The sequence below is a fragment of the Nocardia sp. NPDC006044 genome (assembly GCF_042871115.1).
Taxonomy (GTDB): Bacteria; Actinomycetota; Actinomycetes; order Mycobacteriales; family Mycobacteriaceae; genus Nocardia.
Window position 1 is genome coordinate 31,117 of sequence record NZ_JBIAID010000003.1, and the last position, 21,848, is coordinate 52,964.

The following is a 21,848-nucleotide window of genomic DNA, read 5'->3' on the forward strand; positions in this document are numbered from 1 at the left end:
GGTCCCGGGCGACGTGACCCCTTCGGCATCCGGCAGGGCATAGCGTTCGTTGAGGTGTTGCGATCCGGAGCGTTGCGATCATGGGGTGAGGCGATCCGGGGCATTGCAATCATGGGTGCTGCGTTCCTTCAGTGCCGCATCCCTTGGGGTGAAGCGTTCCTCAGGGTGCCGCATTCCTTGCGTGCCGCGATCCTCCAGGTGCCACGATCCGGGGCGTTGCGATTATGGAGATGTTTGCGATTCGCTGCATGCTTGGGCGCTGCAGGCTGACTGGGCGTTGGGGGCCGGTCAGCCTGTGTCAGGGTGCGGACTTGTCTCGTTGTGGTGGATGCCGCACGCTTTTTGATTTCCCGCACACCGACTTGCCGCGCTGACACGCGTGCGGATGTCAAAAGCCGTGCGGCTGTGACGGTTTTGGGCAACTGGCACGGCGGGAAGCGTTCGCGGGTGCAAGTCGCAGCATCCGACGCGGTGCCGACCGGCTCGGGCGGACCGGGGCAGGCGATCCCTTGGCGTCGGGTCAGGCATCGCCCGGTAAGACTGCCAACCTCTGGTCGTGCTGACTCGCGTTTTGGGTCGAATCACGCCGATTCGTTCGCAGTCGAGTAATATCGAAGCGTCACGTGAGTGATGCTGGGCGGTGGGACGCCGTTGCTGCGACGCCCCACCTGGTGGGTCTCCTAGCCCCTCAACCAGCGGACTAGCACGAGCGCCCCGGCGACCACGGCAGCTGTAACGAGCAAGATGCCGTAGTCGACCGGGGCTTTGCTCTTTGCCCGGCGATGTTTCGCCATTCCCCACCACCTCCATCCTGGGCGCGATGTTTGGACTAGGTCCATCGCCCCTCGGCTGGAGGTGCCAACACTCTATGTCACGCCACCGACTGGAAACGTTGGAGCACAGGGGTTTTCAGCGAAATTGCGCGAATCCTCGTGCGGGTTCCAAAGCGACCCTCGTCCGCGTTCCAAAACGGTCCACCGCGCCGTACAGAGCCACGTCGTACCCCTCGAATCCTTTGTCAGCGCAAGGTGTCCGCGCGCAGGATCGCTCGAGCCAGCCAATCGCTTGGACAGTCGCGGTGGCCACCTCTTCCACCTCGTCCAGCGCGATGCGATTCTCCGAGGTATCGCTGCGTCCGCCGAGCGCAGAGGCCGCGTCGGCGGCTTCGATGGCCGTGCGCTTTACGTCTTGGAGCTTTCCAGGAGCGGCGAATCGTCACGTTCGACACCGTCGTCGGGACGACCACCGCGACCGTGTCGTACTAACCAGCCGAACCGTTCGATGACGCCATCTGGGCTTCTCGTTCAACGGCACGGCCGCCTGGCATCGGGCTGCGGCATTGTCGGACCGAGCGTCGTTGCAGGCATGAACCGGGAATGGCATCCGCAGCGCATCGAACTGTTCGCGCGCTTGCCTCGTATTCACGCGCGTAGGGTGGCAATAGGACGCCCAAATCAGCGGAGGTTGCGATGCGGGTGAGCAGGAATACGGTGGATCTGGGTGAGTATCCGGATCTGGTCGTCATCTATCTCGGGATGCGGGTGCACAAGCCGCGCGGCATCCTGCGGCTGCTCGGGCTGGGGCCGAAACTATATCGGTCGCATCAGGATCGGCCGGATGGGCTGCTGTCGCACGAGGACGTGATCTGGTCGCTGTTTCCGCCGCACTGGGGAGCCCGGCAATACTGGCGGGATCTGGACAGCCTGGAGGCGTGGACCCGGTCGGCGCCGCACCGGGACTGGTGGCAGAAGTTCCTGCAGGACGCCGGGGGCACGGGGTTCTGGCACGAGGCGTACTTCATGCGGGGCGGGATCGACGCGATGTACGACGACATGGGCACGGTGACCGGGATGACGCGGTTCGCGCCGGTGGTCTCCTCACGCGGGCGGATGTTCTCCACCCGGGGCCGAGTGCATGATCAGCCGCCCAAGGTGGCGCCGGTGGTGGACGAAAAGTCTTACTACGGCGGCGAACTCGACCAGTAGCGGTCGTCCTATGATCGGCTGTACCGGCATATCACAGGGCAATCACAACATTGCGTTTCGATGATCCCGCCGCGGGGTAAGTGCACAGGGACACAGTCGAACATGATCATCGGCAAATGCGACGCACACCTCATGTGCGCCGCCATTCGTGTACGGCATCTGACCTGTAGATGAAATATTGGTCTAGACCGTGGTTTTCGGAGGTTTTCGGCCATCGGCGGTGTTATCGAACGTTTACCGTATTCCTATGCACGTCCTGTTCGTCTGCAACGGCAATGTTTGCCGTTCGGTGATTGCCGAGCGCCTCACCCGCGCGCTCGCGGTCGAACACGGCCTGCCGAATCTGACCGCGGAGAGCGCTGGAACCCGTGCCCTGGTCGGCTTTCCGGCCGAGCCGCTGGCCGCGCAGGCGATCGAGGGGCTCGGGGCGGACGCGAGCGGTTTCAAGGCGCGCCGGCTCAAGGACGAGATGGTCGACAACGCCGATCTGGTGCTGACCATGACGCAGCAGATCCGCGACACGGTGAGCGAGATGGGTTTCGGCGTCGCCTCGCGCACCTTCACCCTCCTGGAAGCGCACCGGATCGCGCACGTGACCGGCGCCCGCTCGATCGCCGAACTGCACCGGGCGCGCAACGATCTGTCGATCGTCGGCCGGGAGAACATCACCGACCCGGTCGGGCTGTCCGAGCAGGCCTACTGCGAGGTCGGCGACCGGATCGCGGAGGCCTTGGTGCCGCTGCTGCTCGCGCTGGCCCCGCACGAGCAGCAGCGGCCGGTGGCCGACGAACGTCCCGGCCTGGTCATCGAGCCCGGCGAGACTTCCCCACCGCTGGCGTCCTTTCTGGCGGCGCACCGCATCAGGTAGTCTTTCGACCCAAATACCGCTCTCCGACACAGCAATGCAGAGCTGCTATGTCCATTTCCCGGCCGGACGTATTACACTCCCGCGGACACCAACTTCCACCGTTGCTGGTTCGACACACGACAGGAATAGACATGCCGAAACGCATTTCGGATGTTTCGCTCCATGTGTATGTGACACCGGAAACCCTCGAACGAGTCGTCGAGACCGTGCGCGAGGTTGTGGACGACCACCTGCAGGACCGCGAGGTGTTCGCGTGGCGCTTCACGCTCCCGGTGGACACCGACGATCCGACGCACGTCACCCTCGAAACCCAGTGGCGGATGGAGCATCCCGGCGACGAGACGGGTGAACGCGGCACCTACGAGATCGCGCTCAGCCTGGTCGGCGCGCCGGACGAACTCACCGACGCCGATATGGCCGGCCTGGAACAGCAACTGCTGCACGGGATCTACGGCGCCGCGCGCACCGAGCCCGGCCAGAACATCCCGTTCTCCATCCGCGCCAGGCAGCGCGCGGACCTGGACATCGACATCGAGCGCGAACGGATCTGACCCCGGAAACGACTGCGCCGCACCGGCTTCCCGACGACTCGGGAAACGGATGCGGCGAAGTTCAGCGGTGCGGCTACTTGCCCCGCGCCGGGAAGTGCCGAATCAGCCCCTCCTGCACGGTGGTCGCGAGCAGCTCCCCGGAGCGGGAGAAGAAACGACCGGTCGCCAGCCCACGCGAGCCCGAGGCGACCGGGGACTCGGTGGCGTAGAGCGCCCAGTCGTCGAACCGGAACGGCCGGTGGAACCAGATCGAATGGTTCACCGTCGCCGCAACAATCCGGTCCAGACCCCAGGACAGCCCGTGCGTGGTGATGATCGAGTCCAGCACCGTGGTGTCGGACGAATAACCCAGCGTCGCGACGTGCAGCAGCGGATCGTCGGGCAGCCGCCCGTCGGTGCGCATCCACACCCGGTTGTGGTTGAGCCGCTCCCCCGTGCCCTTCATGATCCAGGCCGGGTCGTTGGTGTAGCGCATGTCGATCGGGTGCGGCGCCTTGATGAACATCTCCAGCTTGTCTTCCAAGCCGACGAAGGTCTCCTCGATGCGCGGCAGCGACTCCGGGTCCGGCACCTCGGGCAGCGGGTGCCCGTGCTCGAGCCCCTTGTGCCAGTCCTGGAACGCCGCGAGCATCACGAACAGCTCTTGATCGTCCTGGAGGGCGGTGACGGTGCGGTTGGCGAACGCGCGGCCGTCACGGTGCCGGTCCACCCGGTACTCGATCGGCTTCTTCGGATCGCCGCCGCGCACGAAATGCGCGTTGACGGCGTGCACCGGACGGTCACCGACCGTGCGGCCCGCCGCGATGATCGCCTGCGCGACGAGCTGGCCGCCGAACGTGCGACTCCACACCTTCTCCGGATGTTGCCCGACGAACACGTCCTCGTCCATCTGCTGCAGATCGAGCAGACCGAGTAAAACGTCCAGATCAGACTTCCCGGCCGCCGACGAATCGACGACCGACCCTCCAAGAGAACTGTTCACAGCTAGTGATCCTCCTCACCGATGCGATGCACGTGGATCAGGTTGGTGGAACCGACCGTACCCGGCGGGGAGCCGGCCACGATTACCACGAGGTCACCCTTTTGGTATCGCTCCATGGACAGCAGTGCTACATCGACCTGGTGGATCATAGCGTCGGTGGTGTCCACCATCGGCACGATGAAGGTCTCGGTGCCCCAGGTCAGCGCGAGCTGGCTGCGCACCTCCGGCAGCGGGGTGAACGCCAGCAGCGGCAGCGGGGTGTGCAGCCGGGCCAGGCGGCGCACGGTGTCACCGGACTGGGTGAACGCGACCAGCGCCTTGGCGTTGAGCCGCTCGCCGATGTCGCGGGCGGCGTAGGAGATGACTCCGCGCTTGGTGCGCGGCACGTGGGTCAGCGGGGGCACGCGGGTCGATTCGGTCTCCACCGCGTGCACGATGCGCGCCATGGTGCGCACCGTCTCGATCGGCCAGGCGCCGACCGAGGTCTCGCCGGAGAGCATCACCGCGTCGGCGCCGTCGAGCACCGCGTTCGCCACGTCGGAGGCCTCGGCCCGGGTCGGGCGCGAGTTCTCGATCATCGACTCCAGCATCTGGGTCGCCACGATCACCGGCTTGGCGTTCTCGCGCGCCATCTGGATGGCCCGCTTCTGCACGATCGGGACCTGCTCGAGCGGCAGTTCGACGCCGAGGTCGCCGCGGGCGACCATGACCGCGTCGAACGCGAGCACGATGGCTTCCAGGTTGTCGATCGCCTCCGGCTTCTCCAGCTTGGCGATCACCGGCACCCGGCGGTTGACCTTGTCCATGACGTCGTGGACCAGCTCGATATCGGACGGGGACCGCACGAACGACAGCGCGATGAAGTCCACGCCGAGCTTCAGCGCGAATTCCAGGTCCTCGATGTCCTTTTCGGACAGCGCGGGCACCGAGACGTCCATGCCCGGCAGCGAAACGCCCTTGTTGTTGGAGACCGGCCCGCCCTCGGTCACCCGGCAGACGACGTCGTTGCCGTCCACCCGGATGACGGTCAGCCCGACCTTGCCGTCGTCGACCAGCAGCCGGTCGCCGGCCTTCGCGTCCTGCGCGAGTTCTTTGTAGGTGGTCGAAACCCGGTCATGGGTGCCGTCGACCTCGTCGACGGTGATCCTGACCTCTTCGCCCGTCGCCCAGACGGTCTTGCCCTCGATGAATCGGCCGAGCCGGATCTTCGGTCCCTGGAGGTCGGCGAGAATGCCGACCGCTCTACCCAGGTGATCGGAGGCGGCGCGCACCTTCTTGTAGTTCTCTGCGTGATCCGCGTGTTCGCCGTGACTGAAGTTCAGTCGAGCCACGTCCATGCCGCTCTCGACGAGTTCGCGGATACGGTCCTCGGAGGCAGTAGCCGGGCCGAGCGTGCACACAATCTTCGTCCGTCGCATCACGGGTAGAGCCTAGTCCCGACCGGTGCCCGGGGCCGCCTGTGCCCCAGGTGAAAGCTGAGTTAAAAAATGAACCGCGACTTGGTGAAACCTCCAAGTCGTTACGCATTGCGCAACATCCCTGGCCAGCGCCACCTATTTGAAACAACGGCAATCGAATGTTACTCGTTGGTAGATAATTTCGATGTCGAATCGCGCAAAAACAGATAGCTGGAGCATCGCTGTTTCAGATGTTGCCGTGTCATGGATCGAGACAGATCGGCGGCCCGGCACGCAAGAACCCCGGCCACCGATCGGACGGTGGCCGGGGTTCGCGCGCGAAGGGATCGATCAGGTCGCCACGTGCCGCGCGAGGCGCGTCTCGAGTCTCGTCTGGCCGAAGCCGAGGATCAGGCAGATGACCCAGTAGTAGATCGCCGCGACGCCGTAGAGAGCGAAGAAGTCGAACGTCGGCGCGGCCGCCAGCTGCGCGACGCGCAACAGCTCGGTCACCAGGATGGTGGAGGCCAGCGAGGTGTCCTTCACCAGCGAGATCAACGTGTTCGACAGCGGCGGCACCGCGATGCGCGAGGCCTGCGGCAGGATGATCAGCCGCATCATCTGCGGATACGTCAGGCCCAAGGCCTGGGAGGCCTCCCACTGCCCCTTCGCCACGCTGAGAATGGACGCGCGCACGATCTCCGCCGCATAGCCGCCGACATTGAGGCTGAACGCGATCACCGCCGCCGGGAACGGGTCGATCACCAGCCCGAACTGCGGTAGCGCGTAGAACACGATGAACAACTGCACCAGCAGCGGCGTGCCCCGGATGATCGAGATGTAGAACCGGGCGAGCGCGGACAGCGGCCACACCGGCGACATCCGGGCCAGCGCGACGAACAGCGCGATGGCCAAGCCGATGACGAAGCTGACCGCCGTGAGCGGGATGGTCATCTTGAGCGTGGCCTGCAGCATCGGCCACAGGTTGTGCCAGATCAGTTCCCTGGTAGCGGCATCCATGGACGGCGTCGGCTACTTGCTGACGTCGGTGCCGAAGTACTTGTCCGAGATCTTGGCCAGGGTGCCGTCGGCGCGCAGTTCGGTCAGCGCCTTGTCCACGTCCTTGATCAGCGCGTCGTCCTTGCGCGCGGCGAACGCCTGCTTGCTGGTCTCGCCGGTCTTGCCGGAGACCTTGACGCCGGTGTCGCCGGTCTTCTTGGTGTACTCGGCGACGGCCAGGGTGTCGTTGACGGTGGCGTCGACGCGGCCGTTCTTCAGCAGCTGGATGGCCTGCACGAAGCCCTCCACCGCCTCGACCTTCGCGCCCGCGTTGGTGGCGACCTTGCCCCAGTTGCTGGTCGCGGACTGGGCGCAGGTCTTGCCCTTGAGGTCGGCGAGGGTGGTGATGGCGTTGTTGTCGGCACGGGTGACGATCACGCCGTCGGAGGTGGTGTACGGGGCGGAGAGCGCGTACTTGCCCTTGCGCTCGTCGTTGATCGTCACCTGGTTGGCGACCAGGTCGAAGCGCTTGGACTCGAGGCCGGCGAAGATGGCGTCCCACGGGGTCTGCACGAACTCGACCTTCTTGCCGAGCTTGTCGCCCACGGCCTGGATCACCTCGATGTCGTATCCGGTGATCTTGCCGTCGGAGCCCTGGAAACTGAACGGGGAGTAGGTGCCTTCGGTGCCGACCTTCAACACGTTCGGATCGCTGCTGCTACCGCAGGCGGTGAGCCCGGTGGCGGCGACGATGGCGAGCATGGCGGCGGCGAACAGCTTGCGACGCACGGGTTCCCTCTCTTCGGTACGCGGACATCCCACGCACAACACGCAAATCCGGCTCATGCTACGCCGGGACTTATCCGATGGACCCTATATTGATCATGGTGCGCGAAAGGGTTGTACTCGCCGAATTCGAGGGCGCGTCGCTCGGCCCTGCCCCTATTTCCCGGGGCTCGGACCAGCTATTCCACCGCAGAGCGCGGGTGGGAACGGCGAACGGGCACCGCCGGATCGGCGATGCCCGTCGGCTATCGGTGTGCTCAGTCGCGCAACGGGCGGCCGTCGCTGTCGGGTACCTTGCCGACCAGCATCAGGACGCCGTCGACGATCGGCCAGATGACGCCGAAGCCACACGTCAGCCAGGTGACCGCGATCTGGGCGATGGCGATGCCGGTGTGGCCGGTGTAGAAGCGGCCGACGCCGAAGCTGCCGAGGAAGATTTGCAGCAGGCCGGCGATCAGCTTCTGCTTGTCGGAGAACGGGGCGCCGAACTGGTCGCGGCCCCAGGGGGCTTCTGGGTCGTTCGGGTTGTAGCCCTGCGGGCCGAAGCCGGCCGGTGGGTAGCCGCCGGGCTGCTGGCCATATGGGTTGGGCTGGCCGTACTGGGGCTGCTGGGCGTACGGGTCCGACGGCTGGGCGTAGGGCTGCGAGTCGAACTGCTGCGGCAGGGCCGCGGTGTCCTGTGGCTTGTTCAGATCCGGCCCCGTGCCGGGCGGACCGTACTGCGGCCCGCCGAATCCTGGGTTGTTCTGCTGGTAGGGGTCGGTCACCAATGTCCTCCATCATTCGTGCTGGGCACCCACTGCCCGGCATTGATCGATCTGCCGAGCGCGGAGATGCTCGCGACGATCACGAGACATTGTGGTCGGAGCGCGATGATTTGTCGCCCCGGAACGTTCGGCATTCCCCCGGGTTATCGCAGGTGATGCGGCATTGTTATCGGCGGCGGAAAATCCGGAGCAAACCTGTGGCAGCGACAGCGGTGCCGCCGCGTAATCAGCGGCGGCGCCGTTGTATTCAGGACTTGTCCGGGTCCGTGGACTTCTTCGACGCGGCGGTCGCCTCGGTTGTGCTCTCGGTTGCCGGGTCGATGCCGACTTCGGCGGTCTCGTCGGCGTCCTTCGGGGAGTCGGCGCCCGCAGTGGAATCGGCGTCCGCCCTGGCGTCCTTGGTGGAATCGACATCTTCAGCGGAGTCTGCATCCGGCCCGGCGTCCGCCGTCCCACTCGGCTCACCGGTCCCGAGTGTGTCCGTGGCCGTGGAGCCGTCGGTTTCGGTGGCCGAATCCCCCTCCAGCACAACCGTGTCCGCAGTCGCGTTCGCCGTGCCCGCCGCGCGCAGCGCGCTGATCTGCCACGGCCAGGGGCGCTGCTCCTTGCTCGGTTGCAACTGCTCGGCGGTCTCGCGCCCCTTCGTCGCGAACACGAAATAGGCGATGGCCGCGAGGAATACGAGCGCGGAGGTGAACGAGTTGATCCGGATGCCGGCGATCTTGGTCGCCTCGTCGTCACGCATCAGCTCGACGAAGAAGCGGCCGAAGCTGTAACCCGCGACGTAGAGCGCGAACAGCCGCCCGTGCCCGATCCGGTAGCGCTTGTCCAGCTGCACCAGCAGCACCACGATCAGCACGTTCCAGATCAGCTCGTACAGGAACGTCGGGTGCACGACCTTGTCCACGACGCCGTTGGAGACGCCGTTCATCGCGTCCGGCTTCAGGTTGTCGTCGTAGCGGAAGAAGATCTCCAGGCCCCACGGCAGGTCGGTCGTGCGACCGTAGAGCTCCTGGTTGAAGTAGTTGCCGAGCCGGCCGATGGCCTGCGCCAGCAGGATCGGCGGGGCGATGGCATCGCCCAACGCGGGCAACGGGATTCGATACACCCGGCAGCCGATCCAGGCGCCGACGCCGCCGAGCAGCACCGCGCCCCAGATGCCGAGGCCGCCGTTCCAGATCTCCAGCGCGGCCTTGGGGTCGCCGTCCGGGCCGAAGTACTTCTGCCAGTCGGTGGCGACGTGATAGAGCCGCCCGCCGACCAGGCCGAACGGCACCGCGAACATCGCGACGTCCAGGATCGCACCCTGTTGTCCGCCGCGGTCGCGCCAGCGTCGCTCACCCCACCAGATGGCGACGATGATGCCGAGAATGATGCACAGCGCGTAGGCCCGCAACGGGAAAGGACCGATGTGCCACACGCCCTGCGGGGGGCTGGGTATGTACGCCAGGACTCGTAAGGTCACGGGGCCACCGTAGCGGAGAACCTCACCGGCGCTGGAACCACCGCACCGTCGGGCACGTACTCAGGAGGCGACAGTCGCCGAACGCACGCCCTCGGCCAGCTCCGCGGTCAGCGCGCGGACCGCGTCCAGGCTCTCGCCCGCTGCGGTCACCAAAGCCGAGCCGACGATGACTCCGTCTGCGTAGGAAGCGATTTCGGCCGCCTGCACACCCGAACGGACGCCGAGGCCGACGCCGATCGGGATGTCGGAGTGCGTTCGGATCCGCGCGCACAACGCGGGCGCCGCGGACGACACCACATCGCGGGCGCCGGTGACACCCATCGTCGAGGCCGCGTACACGAATCCGCGCGAGGCCTCCAGGGTCTTCACCAGACGCTCCTCGGTGGAGGACGGCGCGACCAGGAAGATGCGGTCGAGGTTGTGTGTAGACGAGGCGACGAACCAGTCGTCGGCCTCGTCCGGAATGAGGTTCGGCGTGATGATGCCCGCGCCGCCGGCACCGGCGAGGTCGCGCGCGAAACGGTCGACGCCGTAGGCCAGCACCGGGTTCCAGTAGCTCATCACCACGGCCTGCCCGCCCGCCGAGGTGATCGCCTCGACCACGGAGAACACGTCGCGCACCCGCACCCCGCCGCGCAGCGCCTGATCGGCGGCGGCCTGGATGGTCGGGCCGTCCATCACCGGATCGGAGTAGGCGACGCCGACTTCGATGATGTCGCAACCGGATTCGACCATGGCGCGGACGACCTCGATGGAACCGGCCAGGTCGGGGTAGCCCGCGGGCAGGTAGCCGATGAGCGCGGCACGCCCTTCACCGCGAGCGGCGGCAAAGGTATTGGCGAGGCGAGACTGCTGGCTCACGACTGCACCTCGCTAACGCTCGGCGCAGTCGACGCCATAGACGCTGTACCCATGGTTCGCTCGCTGCGCTCCCTCACGATTGAACTGCCCCTTCATCGAGCAGCCCGAACCACCGCGCCGCAGTATCCATGTCCTTGTCGCCGCGACCGGAAAGGTTCACCAGGATGATCGAGCCCGGGCCGAGTTCCTTGCCGAGCTGCAGCGCGCCGGCCACCGCGTGCGCGGACTCGATCGCCGGGATGATGCCCTCGGAGCGGGACAGCAGCAGCAGCGCGTCCATCGCCTCGGTGTCGGTGATCGGGCGGTATTCGGCGCGGCCGATGTCCTTGAGGTAGGCGTGTTCCGGGCCGACGCCGGGGTAGTCCAGACCGGCGGAGATCGAGTGCGACTCGATGGTCTGGCCGTCCTCGTCCTGCAGCAGATACGAGTAGGCGCCTTGGAACGCGCCGGGCGTGCCGCCGGTGAAAGTGGCCGCGTGCCTGCCGGTTTCGACGCCGTCACCGGCCGCCTCGTAGCCGATCAGCCGGACGTCGGTGTCGTCGAGGAACGGATGGAAGATGCCGATGGCGTTGGAGCCGCCGCCCACGCAGGCGACGACCGCGTCGGGCAGCCTGCCGGTGGATTCCTGCACCTGCGCCCTGGCCTCCAGGCCGACGATCCGCTGGAAGTCGCGCACCAGCATGGGGAACGGGTGCGGGCCCGCGGCGGTGCCGAAGCAGTAGTAGGTGTCGTCGGCGTTGCTGACCCAGTCGCGCAGCGCCTCGTTGATCGCGTCCTTGAGCGTCTGCGAGCCGGTGGTCACCGAGATGACCTCGGCGCCGAGCAGCCGCATCCGGGCCACGTTCAAGGCCTGCCGCGCGGTGTCGACGGCGCCCATGTAGATGACGCAGTCCAGGCCGAGCAGCGCGCACGCCGTGGCCGTAGCGACGCCGTGCTGGCCGGCACCGGTTTCCGCGATGATCCGGGTCTTGCCCATGCGCTTGGCCAGCAATGCCTGACCGAGCACGTTGTTGATCTTGTGCGACCCGGTGTGGTTCAGGTCTTCGCGCTTGAGCAGGATGCGCGCGCCGCCCGCGTGCTCGGCGAGCCGGGTGCATTCGAACACCGGCGACGGACGCCCGGTGTAGTCGCGCTGCAACCGGTCCAGCTCGTTCAAGAAGTCCGGGTCGAGCCGGGACTTCTCGTAGGTGGCGGTGACCTCTTCGATGACCGCCATCAGCGCCTCGGGCACGTGCCTGCCGCCGTAGACGCCGAAGTGGCCGCCGGTGTCGGGCTCGTGTGGGCTGCGGTGGGCGACGCCGTCGCTGGCCTTGGGCAGTTCGGTCACCCCGGTCACCGGCCCCGCCGCGCCGGCTTCGGGCAGGACGGGTGGGTGCCCGCGGTCACCAGTTCGGACACGGCCGCGCGCGGATCACCGCTGGTCACCAGGCCTTCGCCGACGAGCACGGCGTCCGCGCCCGCACCGGCGTAGGCCAGCAGGTCGGCGGTGCCGCGGATGCCGGATTCGGCGATCCGGATGACCTCGGTGGGCAGGCCGGGCGCGATCCGGGCGAACACGTCCCGGTCGACCTCGAGGGTCTTGAGGTTGCGGGCGTTCACGCCGATCACCGAGGCGCCGGCCTCGAGCGCGCGGTCGGCCTCCTCCTCGGTGTGCACCTCGACGAGCGCGGTCATGCCGAGCGATTCGGTGCGGTCGATGAGCGAGGACAGCACGTCCTGCTCCAGCGCCGCGACGATCAGCAGGATCACGTCGGCGCCGTGCGCGCGAGCCTCGTGGATCTGGTACGGCCCGACGACGAAGTCCTTGCGCAGGATCGGGATGTTCACCGTGGCGCGCACCGCGTCCAGGTCCTCCAGGGACCCGTGGAAGCGGCGGCCTTCGGTCAGCACGCTGATGATCCGGGCGCCGCCGTCCTCGTACGCCTTGGCCAGGCTGGCCGGGTCGGGGATATCGGCGAGTTCGCCCTTGGACGGGCTGGCCCGCTTCACTTCGGCGACCACGCCGATGCCGTCTTCGAGGAGTGCCGCGCGCGCGTCGAGCGGGCTGCTCGCCGCCTTGGCGGCCGCTTTGATCGCCTGGAAATCGAGGAGGGCTTCCCGAGCGGCCACATCCGCGCGGACCCCGTCGAGAATCGAGTCGAGTACCGTCATCTGGCTCGAATCCTTTCTGGGGAGACGGACTTGCTGCCTGAGAATTTCCCCAGGCGCTGTCTCACCGATGCTGACCAAGAATAAATGGACCTACCGGCCGCGTTTGCGCCGGGTCGTGTTGTGGACCAGGCAACCAGTCCGTGCGCAAGGTGTGCGCCACCACAGTTGCCAGGGCCGAATAGCTCAGCGGACACGTCCGCCTGCCTCGCCGGTGTCCGGATCCCCGGCCCGCCCGCCGATGTTCCCGGCGTCCTCGGTCGGGTCGGTGCCCGCGTCCAAGGCGTCCCAGAGCACGCGTTCGGAGAGTGGAGCCGAACCCGGCTCGGCACCGGTCTCGTTGCGCTGCTTGGCCACCTGCTCGGTGGCGGCGGCGCGGCGGAAGGCCGGGTTGTCGTATTTGCCGGACATGCGGGCGGTTTCCTGCGGCATCCGGGCGAGCAGTCCGCCCGCCGCGAAGGCCGCGAGCGCGCCCGCCAAGGCGAGCACGGCCGGGAAGATCGAGGTCGTCGCCTCCCCCACCTGCGCCCGCGCCGGGAGCTCGGCGAGCTTGGCGGCCCGTTCGGCGATCTTGCCGGAGTTGGTGAGCAACGCGAAGGCCGGAACCGCGGCTACCGCGGCGATCAACGCGATGATCACCCCCAGCACGCGGCGCAACCAGCCGCGAGTGGCCAGCACGGCGGCGACGGACGCCAGCAGCACCAGGGCCAGCGGGGTGAGCGCGCCGAACCAGACGCCGCCGTTGAGCCGGTCGGTGCGGGGTTCGGTGAGGCCGTCGGTGGACGCGACCGTCACCCAGGTCATCCGCGAGGACGCCCACAGCGCGGCGGCCGCGATGGCCAGCAGAACCAGCGCGCCCACGGGAGACTTACGCCGCGTGGCAGGTTCGGCCTGCTCCCCGCCCGCGGTATCGGCAGTGACGAGGTCAGGGTCGGGGGTCGTCCTGCCGGAATCGAGTCGTGAACTCTCGGCTCGGGGTCCCGGCTCGGTCCCGGCGTTCGCCGGGTCGACGGGGTCGGCGCCGTCGCTGGGACCTGCCGTCATGCGTCGTCGCCCTTCGCGCCGTACGCGCGTACGGTCTTCGCCGCGGCGATCGCCTTGAGCACCGCCATCGCCTTGTTGCGGGCTTCGAGGTCCTCGTATTCGGCATCGGAGTCGGCGACGATGCCCGCGCCCGCCTGAACGTAGGCGGTGCCGTCTTTCAGCAGCGCGGTGCGGATGGCGATCGCGGTGTCCGCGTCACCGGCGAAGTCGAGATAACCGACGACGCCGCCGTAGACGCCGCGCCGAGTCGGCTCGAGCTCCTCGATGAGTTCCATCGCCCGCACCTTCGGCGCACCGGACAGCGTCCCGGCCGGGAAACAGGCGCGCACCGCGTCGAGCGCGATCTTGCCCGCGGCGAGCCGGCCCGACACCGTCGAAACCAGGTGCATCACATGGCTGTAGCGCTCGATGTGCCGATACTCGGTGACCCGCACGGTGCCCGGCTCGCAGACCCGGCCGAGGTCGTTGCGGCCGAGGTCGACGAGCATCAGATGCTCGGCGTTCTCCTTCTCGTCGGCCAGCAGGCCCTTCTCCAGCAGCAGGTCGTCCTCCTCGGTGGCCCCGCGCCAGCGGGTGCCCGCGATCGGATGCGTCGTCGCCACCCCGTCTTTCACCGTGACCAGCGATTCCGGGCTGGAGCCGACGATGGAGAACGCGGTGCCGCCGTCGCCGTCCGGGACGTGCAGCAGGTACATGTACGGGCTCGGGTTCGATGCGCGCAACATCCGGTAGAGATCGAGCGGCGCACCGCCGTAGTCCATTTCGAAGCGCTGCGAGAGCACCACCTGGAACGCCTCGCCCGCCTCGATCTCCTTGACCAGCCTGCGCACGCCGACGCCGAACTCCTCGGTGGTGCGGCGGCGGCGGAACTCCGGCTCGGGCCGATCGAACACCGACACGGTCGACGCCGCCGGCGCGGCGAGCGCCTCGGTCATCCGGTCCAGCCGGGCGACCGCGTCGTCGTAGGCCTCGTCCACCCGCTCGGCGGTGCCGTTCCAGTTGACCGCGTTGGCGATCAGCGTGATCGCGCCCTCGTGGTGGTCGAACGCGGCCAGGTCGGTGGCGAGCAGCAGCACCATTTCGGGCAGTTGCAGATCGTCGTGCGCGAGGTTCGGCAGCCGCTCGATCCGGCGCACCGCGTCGTAGCCGAGGTAGCCGACCATGCCGCCGGTGAGCGGGGGCAGTCCGGGCAGCCGCTCGGTCTTCAGCAGTTCGAGGGTTTCGCGCAGCGCGAGCAGCGGATCGCCGCCCGCGGGCGCGTCCACCGGAATGTTGCCCAGCCAGGCGGCCGCACCGTCGACCACGGTCAACGCGGACGGGCTACCAGCGCCGATGAACGACCAGCGCGACCACGATCGTCCGTTCTCCGCCGACTCGAACAGGAACGTGCCCGCCCGATCGTCGGCCAGCTTGCGGTAGGCGGAGAGCGGAGTTTCGGAGTCCGCCAACACCTTTCGGGTCACCGGGACCACTCGATGCTCCGCGGCCAGCAGATGGAACTGGGCCCGGGTCGTGGTGGTGGGAGTCGACGCGCCTTGCATGGTCACATCATCCCAGGCAGCACCGACACCCCATGCGGCGCACCCCGGACGGGTCGATCCGACCTCCGCGAGTCACATCCGTCACAAACACGACCGCCCGGTTCTCATGCCCTCGCTGACGCTGTGACGGGCGTCTCTATGCTCGCTCCGTTCCATCTCGCACGCGGTATCCATGATCGAGAGGAGACAACTGATGTACCCCTCGCAACCGGAGGGCAGGCACGCCGCCCCGGGCGGCGCGCCGAGCCAGCCCCCACGGATGGTCGGTCTGCAGTCGAAGGCAGGCCAACAGGGTGCCCCGAACGCACTAGCCACCTTCGTCACCTACGCGAAGGCGCTCGAATCCCTGGACCGGAACCACTTCCCGGACGAGTACGCCACGCACGCCGACCGGATCAAGGAACTCAAGCCGTTCCTGCGCGCGCACGGCATTCTCGACGTCATGCAGATCAAGAACCCCGAAGTCGCGGCCCTGATCGGCATCTAGGACGTAACCACGTCGTCCGTCTTCAGCCCGCGTGTCATCGGAATGCAGACGGAGGTTCGGCATGAGCCGGAACGGACCGGTACCGGGTGCGACAAGTGCCCGGTACTGTCCCTTTCCATGCAGACAGGACAGCTCGCCCCCCAGTTCGAGCTCCGCGATCAAACCGGCACTCCCCGTTCGCTCGACGCGTTGCTCGCGGACGGTCCGCTGGTCCTTTTCTTCTACCCCGCCGCGAACACCCCGGTGTGCACGGCGGAGGCCTGCCACTTCCGCGATGTAGCCGGCGATTTTGCCGCGCTGGGCGCCTCCTGCGTCGGTATCAGCGCCGACGGCGTCGACACACAAGCCGGTTTCGCCGACAAGCAGGGCCTGGGCTACCCGCTGCTTTCCGATCCCGACGGCAAGGTCGCCGCGCAGTTCGGCGTGAAGCGCGGGCTGCTCGGCAAGCTGGCCCCGGTCAAGCGGCAGACCTTCGTCATCGACCAGGACCGCACCGTCCGCAAGATCATCACCGGCGAGCTGCGCGCCAACGTGCACGCCGACGAGGCGCTGAAGTTCCTGCGCGAGCGCGCGCAGTAGGCCCCGGCACGGTCGTACCGGAAACGCCGGGGCGATCATCACGTTTCCGCCGCTCACCCGGCTTACCCTGAGGTCATGACTGCGACCGACGGACAGCTGGAGCAGAAATCGACCGGGCCGGCCTGGAAGACCTGGGTGGTCGGCGGACTGGCGGTGATCGCCGTCCTGTTCATCGCGTACTTCATCCTGTCCGCGTTCATCCCACGCTGGTGGGCGCAGCGGATCGCGGAGATGGTCAACGGCAGCTTCGCCAAGGGCATCGGCTGGGGTCTGGTCTTCGGCGGCGTGTGCACGGTCGTCCCGCTGTTCCTGCTGCTGTTCGCGGTCCGGGTGTGGCGCCGTCGTGGCGGCCGGTTCATGGCCGGCGCCGCGGTCGTGATCGCCGTGCTCGTCGCGATCCCCAATCTGATGACGCTGACCATCGTGCTCGGCGGCAGCAACGCCGCCCATGCCGGGCAGCGGATCCTCGACGTCGACGCGCCCGCGTTCCGCGGCGCCACGATGGCCGGCGCGATAGTGGCCGCCGCGATCTGGCTCGCGGCTCTCGTGCTCGTGGTCATGCGGTGGTGGCGGCGCAGGCATCCGAAGCAGCGCGGGACCACAACACCGCCCGCGACCACCACCGATCCGGCCATGACCCGGCCCGACGGTTTGTGAGTGAACTCACGCTACTCAGCAACTGCATGACGAGCGAGCGAAGTCGTGGCAAACTTGGCGCCACGGGTGACTGTGAACATGCTTTTCAATAATCGGTAGGCTACCTAACAAAACCACGTCACTTGGCTTGAAAGAAGGCACACAGTGACGAAGTGGCTCGACCCCGTAGAGCAACGAGCTTGGCGTGCGATTGTCGCGCTGATGACCCGCCTACCAGGCGCTTTGGATACCCAGCTGCAGCGCGAATCCGGGGTCACCCATTTCGAGTATTGGGTTTTGACCCTGCTGTCCGAGGAACCGGGCCATCGCTTACAGATGAGTGACCTCGCCCACAAGGCAAATGCATCGCTATCACGGCTTTCGCACGTCGTCTCGAAGCTCGAACGCATGGGCTGGGCCGAGCGATCGGCTACCGCCGGGCGCCGCGGCGTGCAGGCGGTACTGACAGACGACGGCTACCACAAGGTGGTCGAGGCGGCGCCCGGATATCTGGATGCGGTGCGCCGCTTCGTATTCGACGGCTTGGAGCCGGAACAGACCGCCCAGCTGGCCGAGTTGAGCGAATTACTCGCCGACCATCTCACCGACGCACTGGGCCGGTCGGCCGGGACGAATCAGGCGGATCCGCCCGCCGAGACCTGATCGGCCAGCAGCACGTCCGTATCGAAACAGGTGTGGGTCCCGGTGTGGCAGGCGGCGCCCTCTTGATCGACGACCAAGAGGATGGTGTCACCGTCGCAGTCGAGCCGGACCTCGTGCACGTACTGGGTGTGGCCGGAAGTCTCCCCCTTGACCCAGTACTGCCGGCGCGACCGCGAATAGTACGTGGCCTTACGGGTTTCCAGCGTGCGAGCCAGCGCCTCGTCGTCCATCCACGCGACCATCAGCACGTCGCCGGTGCCGCGCTCCTGCGCGACAGCCGCAACCAATCCGGCGTCGTTGCGCTTGAGCCGGGCGGCGATGGTGGGGTCGAGAGTCATAGCACCGTTATAACAGCCGGACATGGGTGCTATTCCCGGCGGCCGCGCGGTTCCCGGTCAGGCGGCGCGATTCAGTTCGCCGAGTAGTTGCCAGGTTCGCTGTTCGTCGGCGGGCGTGGTCAGGTCGGTCTGGCTGAAGACGACATCGGTGGCGCCGGCGTCGATGTACTCCGCGACGCGGTCGGCGATGGCTTGTTCGTCGCCGATGACGACCAGATCGGCGGCCCGCGCAGCGCCGGACAACTCGATGATCCGCTGGTAGGACGGAACGTCGTTGTAGAACGCCGTCGACTGCTCGGCCGCCGCGCGAGCACCCTCGACATCGGCGGTGACCACTCCGGGGACGATGACCACGATGCGCGGCGCGGAACGGCCGGCTCGCTCGGCGGCTTTGGTGATCGGCGCGACGACGTGCTCGGCCAGCGCCTTCGGCCCGACCAGGAAAGGCAGTGTGCCGTCGGCCAATTCGCCGGTGACCCGCAGTGCCTGCGGTCCCATCGCGGCGACCAGCACCGGCACGGCCGGCTTCGCGCCCGCCACCGCGGCGGGCAGCGGCGCGACCGCGGTGAGCAGCTCGCCGTGGAAATCGACTGTGCCGGTGTCGAGTACGGCGCGCAGCGCGGTCAAGAACTCACGCAGCCGGGCGATCGGCCGATCGTATGGAACACCGAAGGTGGGCTCGGTGAACGCCGGCGCACCGAGGGCGAGGCCGAGCGTGAACCGGCCGTGCGTGGCCGCCTGCGCGGTCTGCGCCTGACTGGCGATCAGCAGCGGATGCCGCGCCGGGATCGGAATCGCCGACGTGCCCAGTTCCAGCTCGGGCACCTCCCGCCCGACCGCGGCGGACAACACGATGCTGTCATGACTGAACGTCTGACCGAACCACAGCGAACTCAACCCCGCCGCTGCGGCTTGCCGGCCCGCGGCCACCGCGGCGTCCACCGCATTGTCGGTCGCGTCGAGGCGGAAGGGGGACAACGCGATACCGATGCTCATCTCCCCACCAACGCCCCCCAGTGCGAGCCACATTCCGCCACGGCCGATTCCCGCCGAGCCCGCCCCACGCCCTCCCACGCACGATCTCGCAGACTGCACACACACAGCGAACCACTCAATGTGCGACACCGCCCCCTCCCCACTGCACAGGAACCGCCGCCGCGCATGCAACCCCATGCCGCGCAGAAATCGCCGGCAAACCCATTCGCAGCGAACAACTCCTACGTGCGAGGCGAACCTGTACGCGCAAGGCTCACGCGCGGAGGACGCGTAGATTCCCGTCAGGCTCAGCGGAAGCGGGGCGCGCGCGGCGCGGGGCGGTTAGCGGACGACGATGTTTTCCGCTCGCATGGAGTCCTTCACCTGGCCGATGGTGAGGTCGCCGAAGTGGAAGACGCTGGCGGCCAGGACGGCGTCGGCGCCCGCCTGCACGGCCGGGGCGAAGTGCTCGACCGCGCCCGCGCCGCCGCTGGCGATGACCGGCACCGAGACCGCCGCGCGCACGGCGCTGATCATGCGCAGGTCGAAGCCGGCTTTGGTGCCGTCGGCGTCCATCGAGTTGAGCAGGATCTCGCCGACACCCAATTCGGCTCCGCGGGTAGCCCATTCGACGGCGTCGATGCCGGTGCCACGCTTGCCGCCGTGCGTGGTGACCTCCCAGCCGGAGGGCGTCGCGGGCTGTCCGTCCGGCACGGTGCGCGCGTCCACGGACAGCACGATGCACTGCGAGCCGAAGCGTTCCGACATCTCGCGCAGCACCTCGGGCCGCGCGATGGCGGCGGTGTTCACCGAAACCTTGTCCGCACCGGCGCGCAACAGCCGGTCGACGTCGTCGACCGTGCGCACCCCGCCGCCGACGGTGAGCGGAATGAAGATCTGCTCGGCGGTGCGGGTCACCACGTCGATCATGGTGCCGCGATCGCCGGTGGAGGCGGTGACATCCAGGAAGGTCAGTTCGTCGGCGCCCTGCGCGTCATAGGTCGCGGCCAGCTCGACGGGATCGCCCGCGTCGCGCAGGTTCTCGAAGTTCACGCCCTTGACCACCCGGCCCGCGTCGACGTCCAGACACGGAATCACGCGTACCGCCAACGTCATTGCCTCACCCTTCCTCCGCGGTCGCCGGATCGGCCACCGTGCAGATCATTTCGAGCAATTCCTCGTGCACGCCCGGCGCGCCGGCCAGCACCGAGCCGGACGTGATGGTCCACGGCGCGCCGGCCAGGTCGGTCACCACACCGCCCGCGGCCCGGATCAGCGCGACGCCCGCGGCGTTGTCCCACGGATGATGGCCGAACACGATGGCGCCGCCGAGCACGCCGGCGGCGGTGAACGCCAAATCGATGCCGGTGGACCCGTGCATCCGCACGCGCGAGGAGAGCCGGCTGAGCGGGCCGAGCAGATCGAACCGGAACTGGCCCGGAATCCGGCCTCGCGCATCGACATTGAACGCGCCGAAGCCGATCATCGCCTCGGCCAGCTTGCCGTGCGGCAACGGCGGCAGCGGTTGCCCGTTCAGCTGCACCGGTCCGCCCGCGATCGCGGCGTAGCGCTGCCCGAGCAGCGGCAGCCAGGTCAAGCCGAGCACCGGCTCGCCCTCGTGCACGAGGGCGAGCAGCATGCCCGAAAGCGGGTGCCCGGACGAGTAATTGAACGTTCCGTCGATCGGATCGAGCACCCACGCGGTGCCGGACACGAGCTGCGGTCCGCCGAATTCCTCACCGTGCACCTTTATTCCGGTGCGCTGCTCGAGCTCTGCGGAGATGGTGCGCTCCAGCTCCAGATCGAGTTCGGTGGCGAAGTCGTTGCGCCCCTTGGTCACCGCGCTCGGCGCGCCGACCCCCTCGATGAAGCGTGAGGCGACCGAGTCCAGGGTCTCCCGGGCGACCGCGAGCAGAGCCGATAGGTCCGGGCTCATCTCACCGCGGCCAGCGCCTCGGGCAGCGTGAACCGGCCCGCGTAGAGCGCCTTGCCGACGATCGAACCCTCGACGCCCTCGGGCACCAGTTCGGCGATCGCGATCAGATCCTCGATGGTGGAGACGCCGCCGGAGGCGATGACCGGCGCGTCGGTGGCGTTGCACACCTCGCGCAGCAGGTCCAGGTTCGGGCCGGTCAGCGTGCCGTCCTTGGTGACGTCGGTGACCACGTAGCGCGAGCAGCCGTCCCGCTCCAGGCGCTCCAGCACCTCCCACAGGTCGCCGCCGTCGCTGACCCAGCCGCGGCCGCGCAGCCGGTAGTCGCCGTCGATGATCCGCACGTCCAGGCCCACCGCGACGCGCTCGCCGTGCTTCGCGATGGCCTTGGCGCACCAGATCGGGTCCTCCAGCGCGGCGGTGCCGAGGTTCACCCGGGCGCACCCGGTGGCCAGCGCGGCCTCCAGGGTGTCGTCGTCGCGGATGCCGCCGGACAGCTCCACCTTGACGTCGAGTTCGCCGACCACACCGGCCAGCAGCTCACGATTCGAGCCGCGGCCGAACGCGGCGTCCAGGTCGACCAGATGGACCCACTCCGCGCCGGCGCGCTGCCATTCCAGGGCGGCGTCGCGCGGCGAGCCGTAGCTGGTTTCGCTCCCGGCCTCTCCCTGCACGAGGCGCACGGCCTCTCCGTTGGCCACGTCGACGGCGGGTAGCAGCACAAGACTCACGACTGCGCCTCGCCGGCGCTCGACCCGGTCGACGTCTTCGCTGTGCTGATGGTTCGTTCGCTGCGCTCACTCACGCGACCACCCTAGTGGTTCGCTTCCCTCGCCCGGTCTC

The 21,848-nt window shown here is 67.9% G+C and carries 23 protein-coding genes; 7 read left to right on the forward strand and 16 right to left on the reverse strand.

Annotated features, from left to right (window positions below; genetic code table 11):
• Positions 1–1,469: 1,469 nt before the first annotated feature.
• The 3 genes from ACFYO1_RS24790 (at position 1,470) to ACFYO1_RS24800 (ending at position 3,404) form a co-directional block, all read left to right on the forward strand.
• Positions 1,470–1,985, forward strand: coding sequence for a monooxygenase family protein (locus ACFYO1_RS24790; protein ID WP_387235464.1), 516 nt, complete (start codon positions 1,470–1,472; stop codon positions 1,983–1,985).
• A gap of 247 nt (positions 1,986–2,232) precedes the next feature.
• Positions 2,233–2,853 (forward strand): low molecular weight phosphatase family protein, encoded by a 621-nt coding sequence (locus tag ACFYO1_RS24795; RefSeq protein ID WP_387235467.1) that lies wholly within the window; start codon positions 2,233–2,235, stop codon positions 2,851–2,853.
• A gap of 131 nt (positions 2,854–2,984) precedes the next feature.
• Positions 2,985–3,404, forward strand: coding sequence for a hypothetical protein (locus ACFYO1_RS24800; protein WP_387235470.1), 420 nt, complete (start codon positions 2,985–2,987; stop codon positions 3,402–3,404).
• A 73-nt stretch (positions 3,405–3,477) separates the two neighbouring features.
• Here the strand turns inward: ACFYO1_RS24800 and ACFYO1_RS24805 are convergent, their stop codons facing one another.
• The 11 genes from ACFYO1_RS24805 to ACFYO1_RS24855 all read right to left on the reverse strand — a co-directional run bounded on the left by ACFYO1_RS24805 (position 3,478) and on the right by ACFYO1_RS24855 (position 15,394).
• The gene (locus ACFYO1_RS24805) at positions 3,478–4,293 is read right to left on the reverse strand and encodes an acyl-CoA thioesterase (protein ID WP_387238532.1); all 816 of its coding nucleotides are present in this window, start codon (positions 4,291–4,293) and stop codon (positions 3,478–3,480) included.
• A 95-nt stretch (positions 4,294–4,388) separates the two neighbouring features.
• The gene (gene pyk / locus ACFYO1_RS24810; RefSeq protein ID WP_387235472.1) at positions 4,389–5,807 is read right to left on the reverse strand and encodes a pyruvate kinase; all 1,419 of its coding nucleotides are present in this window, start codon (positions 5,805–5,807) and stop codon (positions 4,389–4,391) included.
• 327 nt (positions 5,808–6,134) lie between these two features.
• Positions 6,135–6,803 (reverse strand): amino acid ABC transporter permease, encoded by a 669-nt coding sequence (locus ACFYO1_RS24815; RefSeq protein WP_387235475.1) that lies wholly within the window; start codon positions 6,801–6,803, stop codon positions 6,135–6,137.
• Positions 6,804–6,815: 12 nt separating this feature from the next.
• A complete protein-coding gene (locus ACFYO1_RS24820) occupies positions 6,816–7,544 on the reverse strand; it encodes an amino acid ABC transporter substrate-binding protein (protein WP_387238535.1) in 729 nt (242 codons plus the stop codon).
• Positions 7,545–7,825: 281 nt separating this feature from the next.
• Positions 7,826–8,335, reverse strand: coding sequence for an NINE protein (locus ACFYO1_RS24825; RefSeq protein ID WP_387235478.1), 510 nt, complete (start codon positions 8,333–8,335; stop codon positions 7,826–7,828).
• A 247-nt stretch (positions 8,336–8,582) separates the two neighbouring features.
• Positions 8,583–9,800 (reverse strand): prolipoprotein diacylglyceryl transferase, encoded by a 1,218-nt coding sequence (lgt, locus tag ACFYO1_RS24830; RefSeq protein WP_387235481.1) that lies wholly within the window; start codon positions 9,798–9,800, stop codon positions 8,583–8,585.
• Between the two features lie 60 nt (positions 9,801–9,860).
• Positions 9,861–10,661, reverse strand: a complete 801-nt coding sequence (trpA, locus tag ACFYO1_RS24835) for a tryptophan synthase subunit alpha (RefSeq protein ID WP_387235484.1) — start codon at positions 10,659–10,661, stop codon at positions 9,861–9,863.
• A 73-nt stretch (positions 10,662–10,734) separates the two neighbouring features.
• Positions 10,735–11,997, reverse strand: a complete 1,263-nt coding sequence (gene trpB / locus ACFYO1_RS24840; protein WP_387235487.1) for a tryptophan synthase subunit beta — start codon at positions 11,995–11,997, stop codon at positions 10,735–10,737.
• Entirely contained in the window at positions 11,994–12,812 is an 819-nt protein-coding gene (trpC, locus tag ACFYO1_RS24845; protein ID WP_387235490.1) for an indole-3-glycerol phosphate synthase TrpC, read from the reverse strand. Before trpC ends, trpB begins: the two co-directional genes overlap by 4 nt.
• Before the next feature lie 183 nt (positions 12,813–12,995).
• Complete coding sequence (locus ACFYO1_RS24850; protein ID WP_387235493.1) at positions 12,996–13,853, reverse strand: TIGR02234 family membrane protein; 858 nt, start codon at positions 13,851–13,853, stop codon at positions 12,996–12,998.
• Complete coding sequence (locus ACFYO1_RS24855) at positions 13,850–15,394, reverse strand: anthranilate synthase component I (RefSeq protein WP_387235496.1); 1,545 nt, start codon at positions 15,392–15,394, stop codon at positions 13,850–13,852. Before ACFYO1_RS24855 ends, ACFYO1_RS24850 begins: the two co-directional genes overlap by 4 nt.
• 193 nt (positions 15,395–15,587) lie before the next feature.
• On the opposite strand from ACFYO1_RS24855, the gene ACFYO1_RS24860 reads away from it, so the two are divergent.
• From ACFYO1_RS24860 to ACFYO1_RS24875, 4 genes are all read left to right on the forward strand, one after another.
• Positions 15,588–15,881 (forward strand): hypothetical protein, encoded by a 294-nt coding sequence (locus ACFYO1_RS24860; protein ID WP_387235499.1) that lies wholly within the window; start codon positions 15,588–15,590, stop codon positions 15,879–15,881.
• 117 nt (positions 15,882–15,998) lie between these two features.
• The gene (locus tag ACFYO1_RS24865; protein WP_387235502.1) at positions 15,999–16,460 is read left to right on the forward strand and encodes a peroxiredoxin; all 462 of its coding nucleotides are present in this window, start codon (positions 15,999–16,001) and stop codon (positions 16,458–16,460) included.
• A gap of 75 nt (positions 16,461–16,535) precedes the next feature.
• A complete protein-coding gene (locus ACFYO1_RS24870) occupies positions 16,536–17,117 on the forward strand; it encodes a permease (RefSeq protein WP_387235505.1) in 582 nt (193 codons plus the stop codon).
• 201 nt (positions 17,118–17,318) lie between these two features.
• Positions 17,319–17,759, forward strand: coding sequence for a MarR family winged helix-turn-helix transcriptional regulator (locus tag ACFYO1_RS24875; RefSeq protein ID WP_387235508.1), 441 nt, complete (start codon positions 17,319–17,321; stop codon positions 17,757–17,759).
• On the opposite strand, the gene hisI is transcribed toward ACFYO1_RS24875, so the two are convergent.
• From hisI to priA, 5 genes are all read right to left on the reverse strand, one after another.
• Positions 17,732–18,097, reverse strand: a complete 366-nt coding sequence (gene hisI / locus ACFYO1_RS24880) for a phosphoribosyl-AMP cyclohydrolase (protein WP_387235511.1) — start codon at positions 18,095–18,097, stop codon at positions 17,732–17,734. The genes ACFYO1_RS24875 and hisI overlap by 28 nt on opposite strands.
• Positions 18,098–18,154: 57 nt before the next feature.
• On the reverse strand, positions 18,155–19,093 hold the full coding sequence (locus ACFYO1_RS24885; protein WP_387235514.1) for a TIGR03564 family F420-dependent LLM class oxidoreductase: 939 nt from the start codon (positions 19,091–19,093) through the stop codon (positions 18,155–18,157).
• A gap of 321 nt (positions 19,094–19,414) precedes the next feature.
• Positions 19,415–20,188, reverse strand: a complete 774-nt coding sequence (gene hisF, locus ACFYO1_RS24890) for an imidazole glycerol phosphate synthase subunit HisF (RefSeq protein ID WP_387235517.1) — start codon at positions 20,186–20,188, stop codon at positions 19,415–19,417.
• A gap of 4 nt (positions 20,189–20,192) precedes the next feature.
• Positions 20,193–21,008, reverse strand: a complete 816-nt coding sequence (locus ACFYO1_RS24895) for an inositol monophosphatase family protein (RefSeq protein WP_387235520.1) — start codon at positions 21,006–21,008, stop codon at positions 20,193–20,195.
• Positions 21,005–21,736 (reverse strand): bifunctional 1-(5-phosphoribosyl)-5-((5-phosphoribosylamino)methylideneamino)imidazole-4-carboxamide isomerase/phosphoribosylanthranilate isomerase PriA, encoded by a 732-nt coding sequence (priA, locus tag ACFYO1_RS24900; protein WP_387235523.1) that lies wholly within the window; start codon positions 21,734–21,736, stop codon positions 21,005–21,007. The genes ACFYO1_RS24895 and priA overlap by 4 nt, the downstream gene beginning before the upstream one ends.
• Positions 21,737–21,848: the final 112 nt, after the last annotated feature.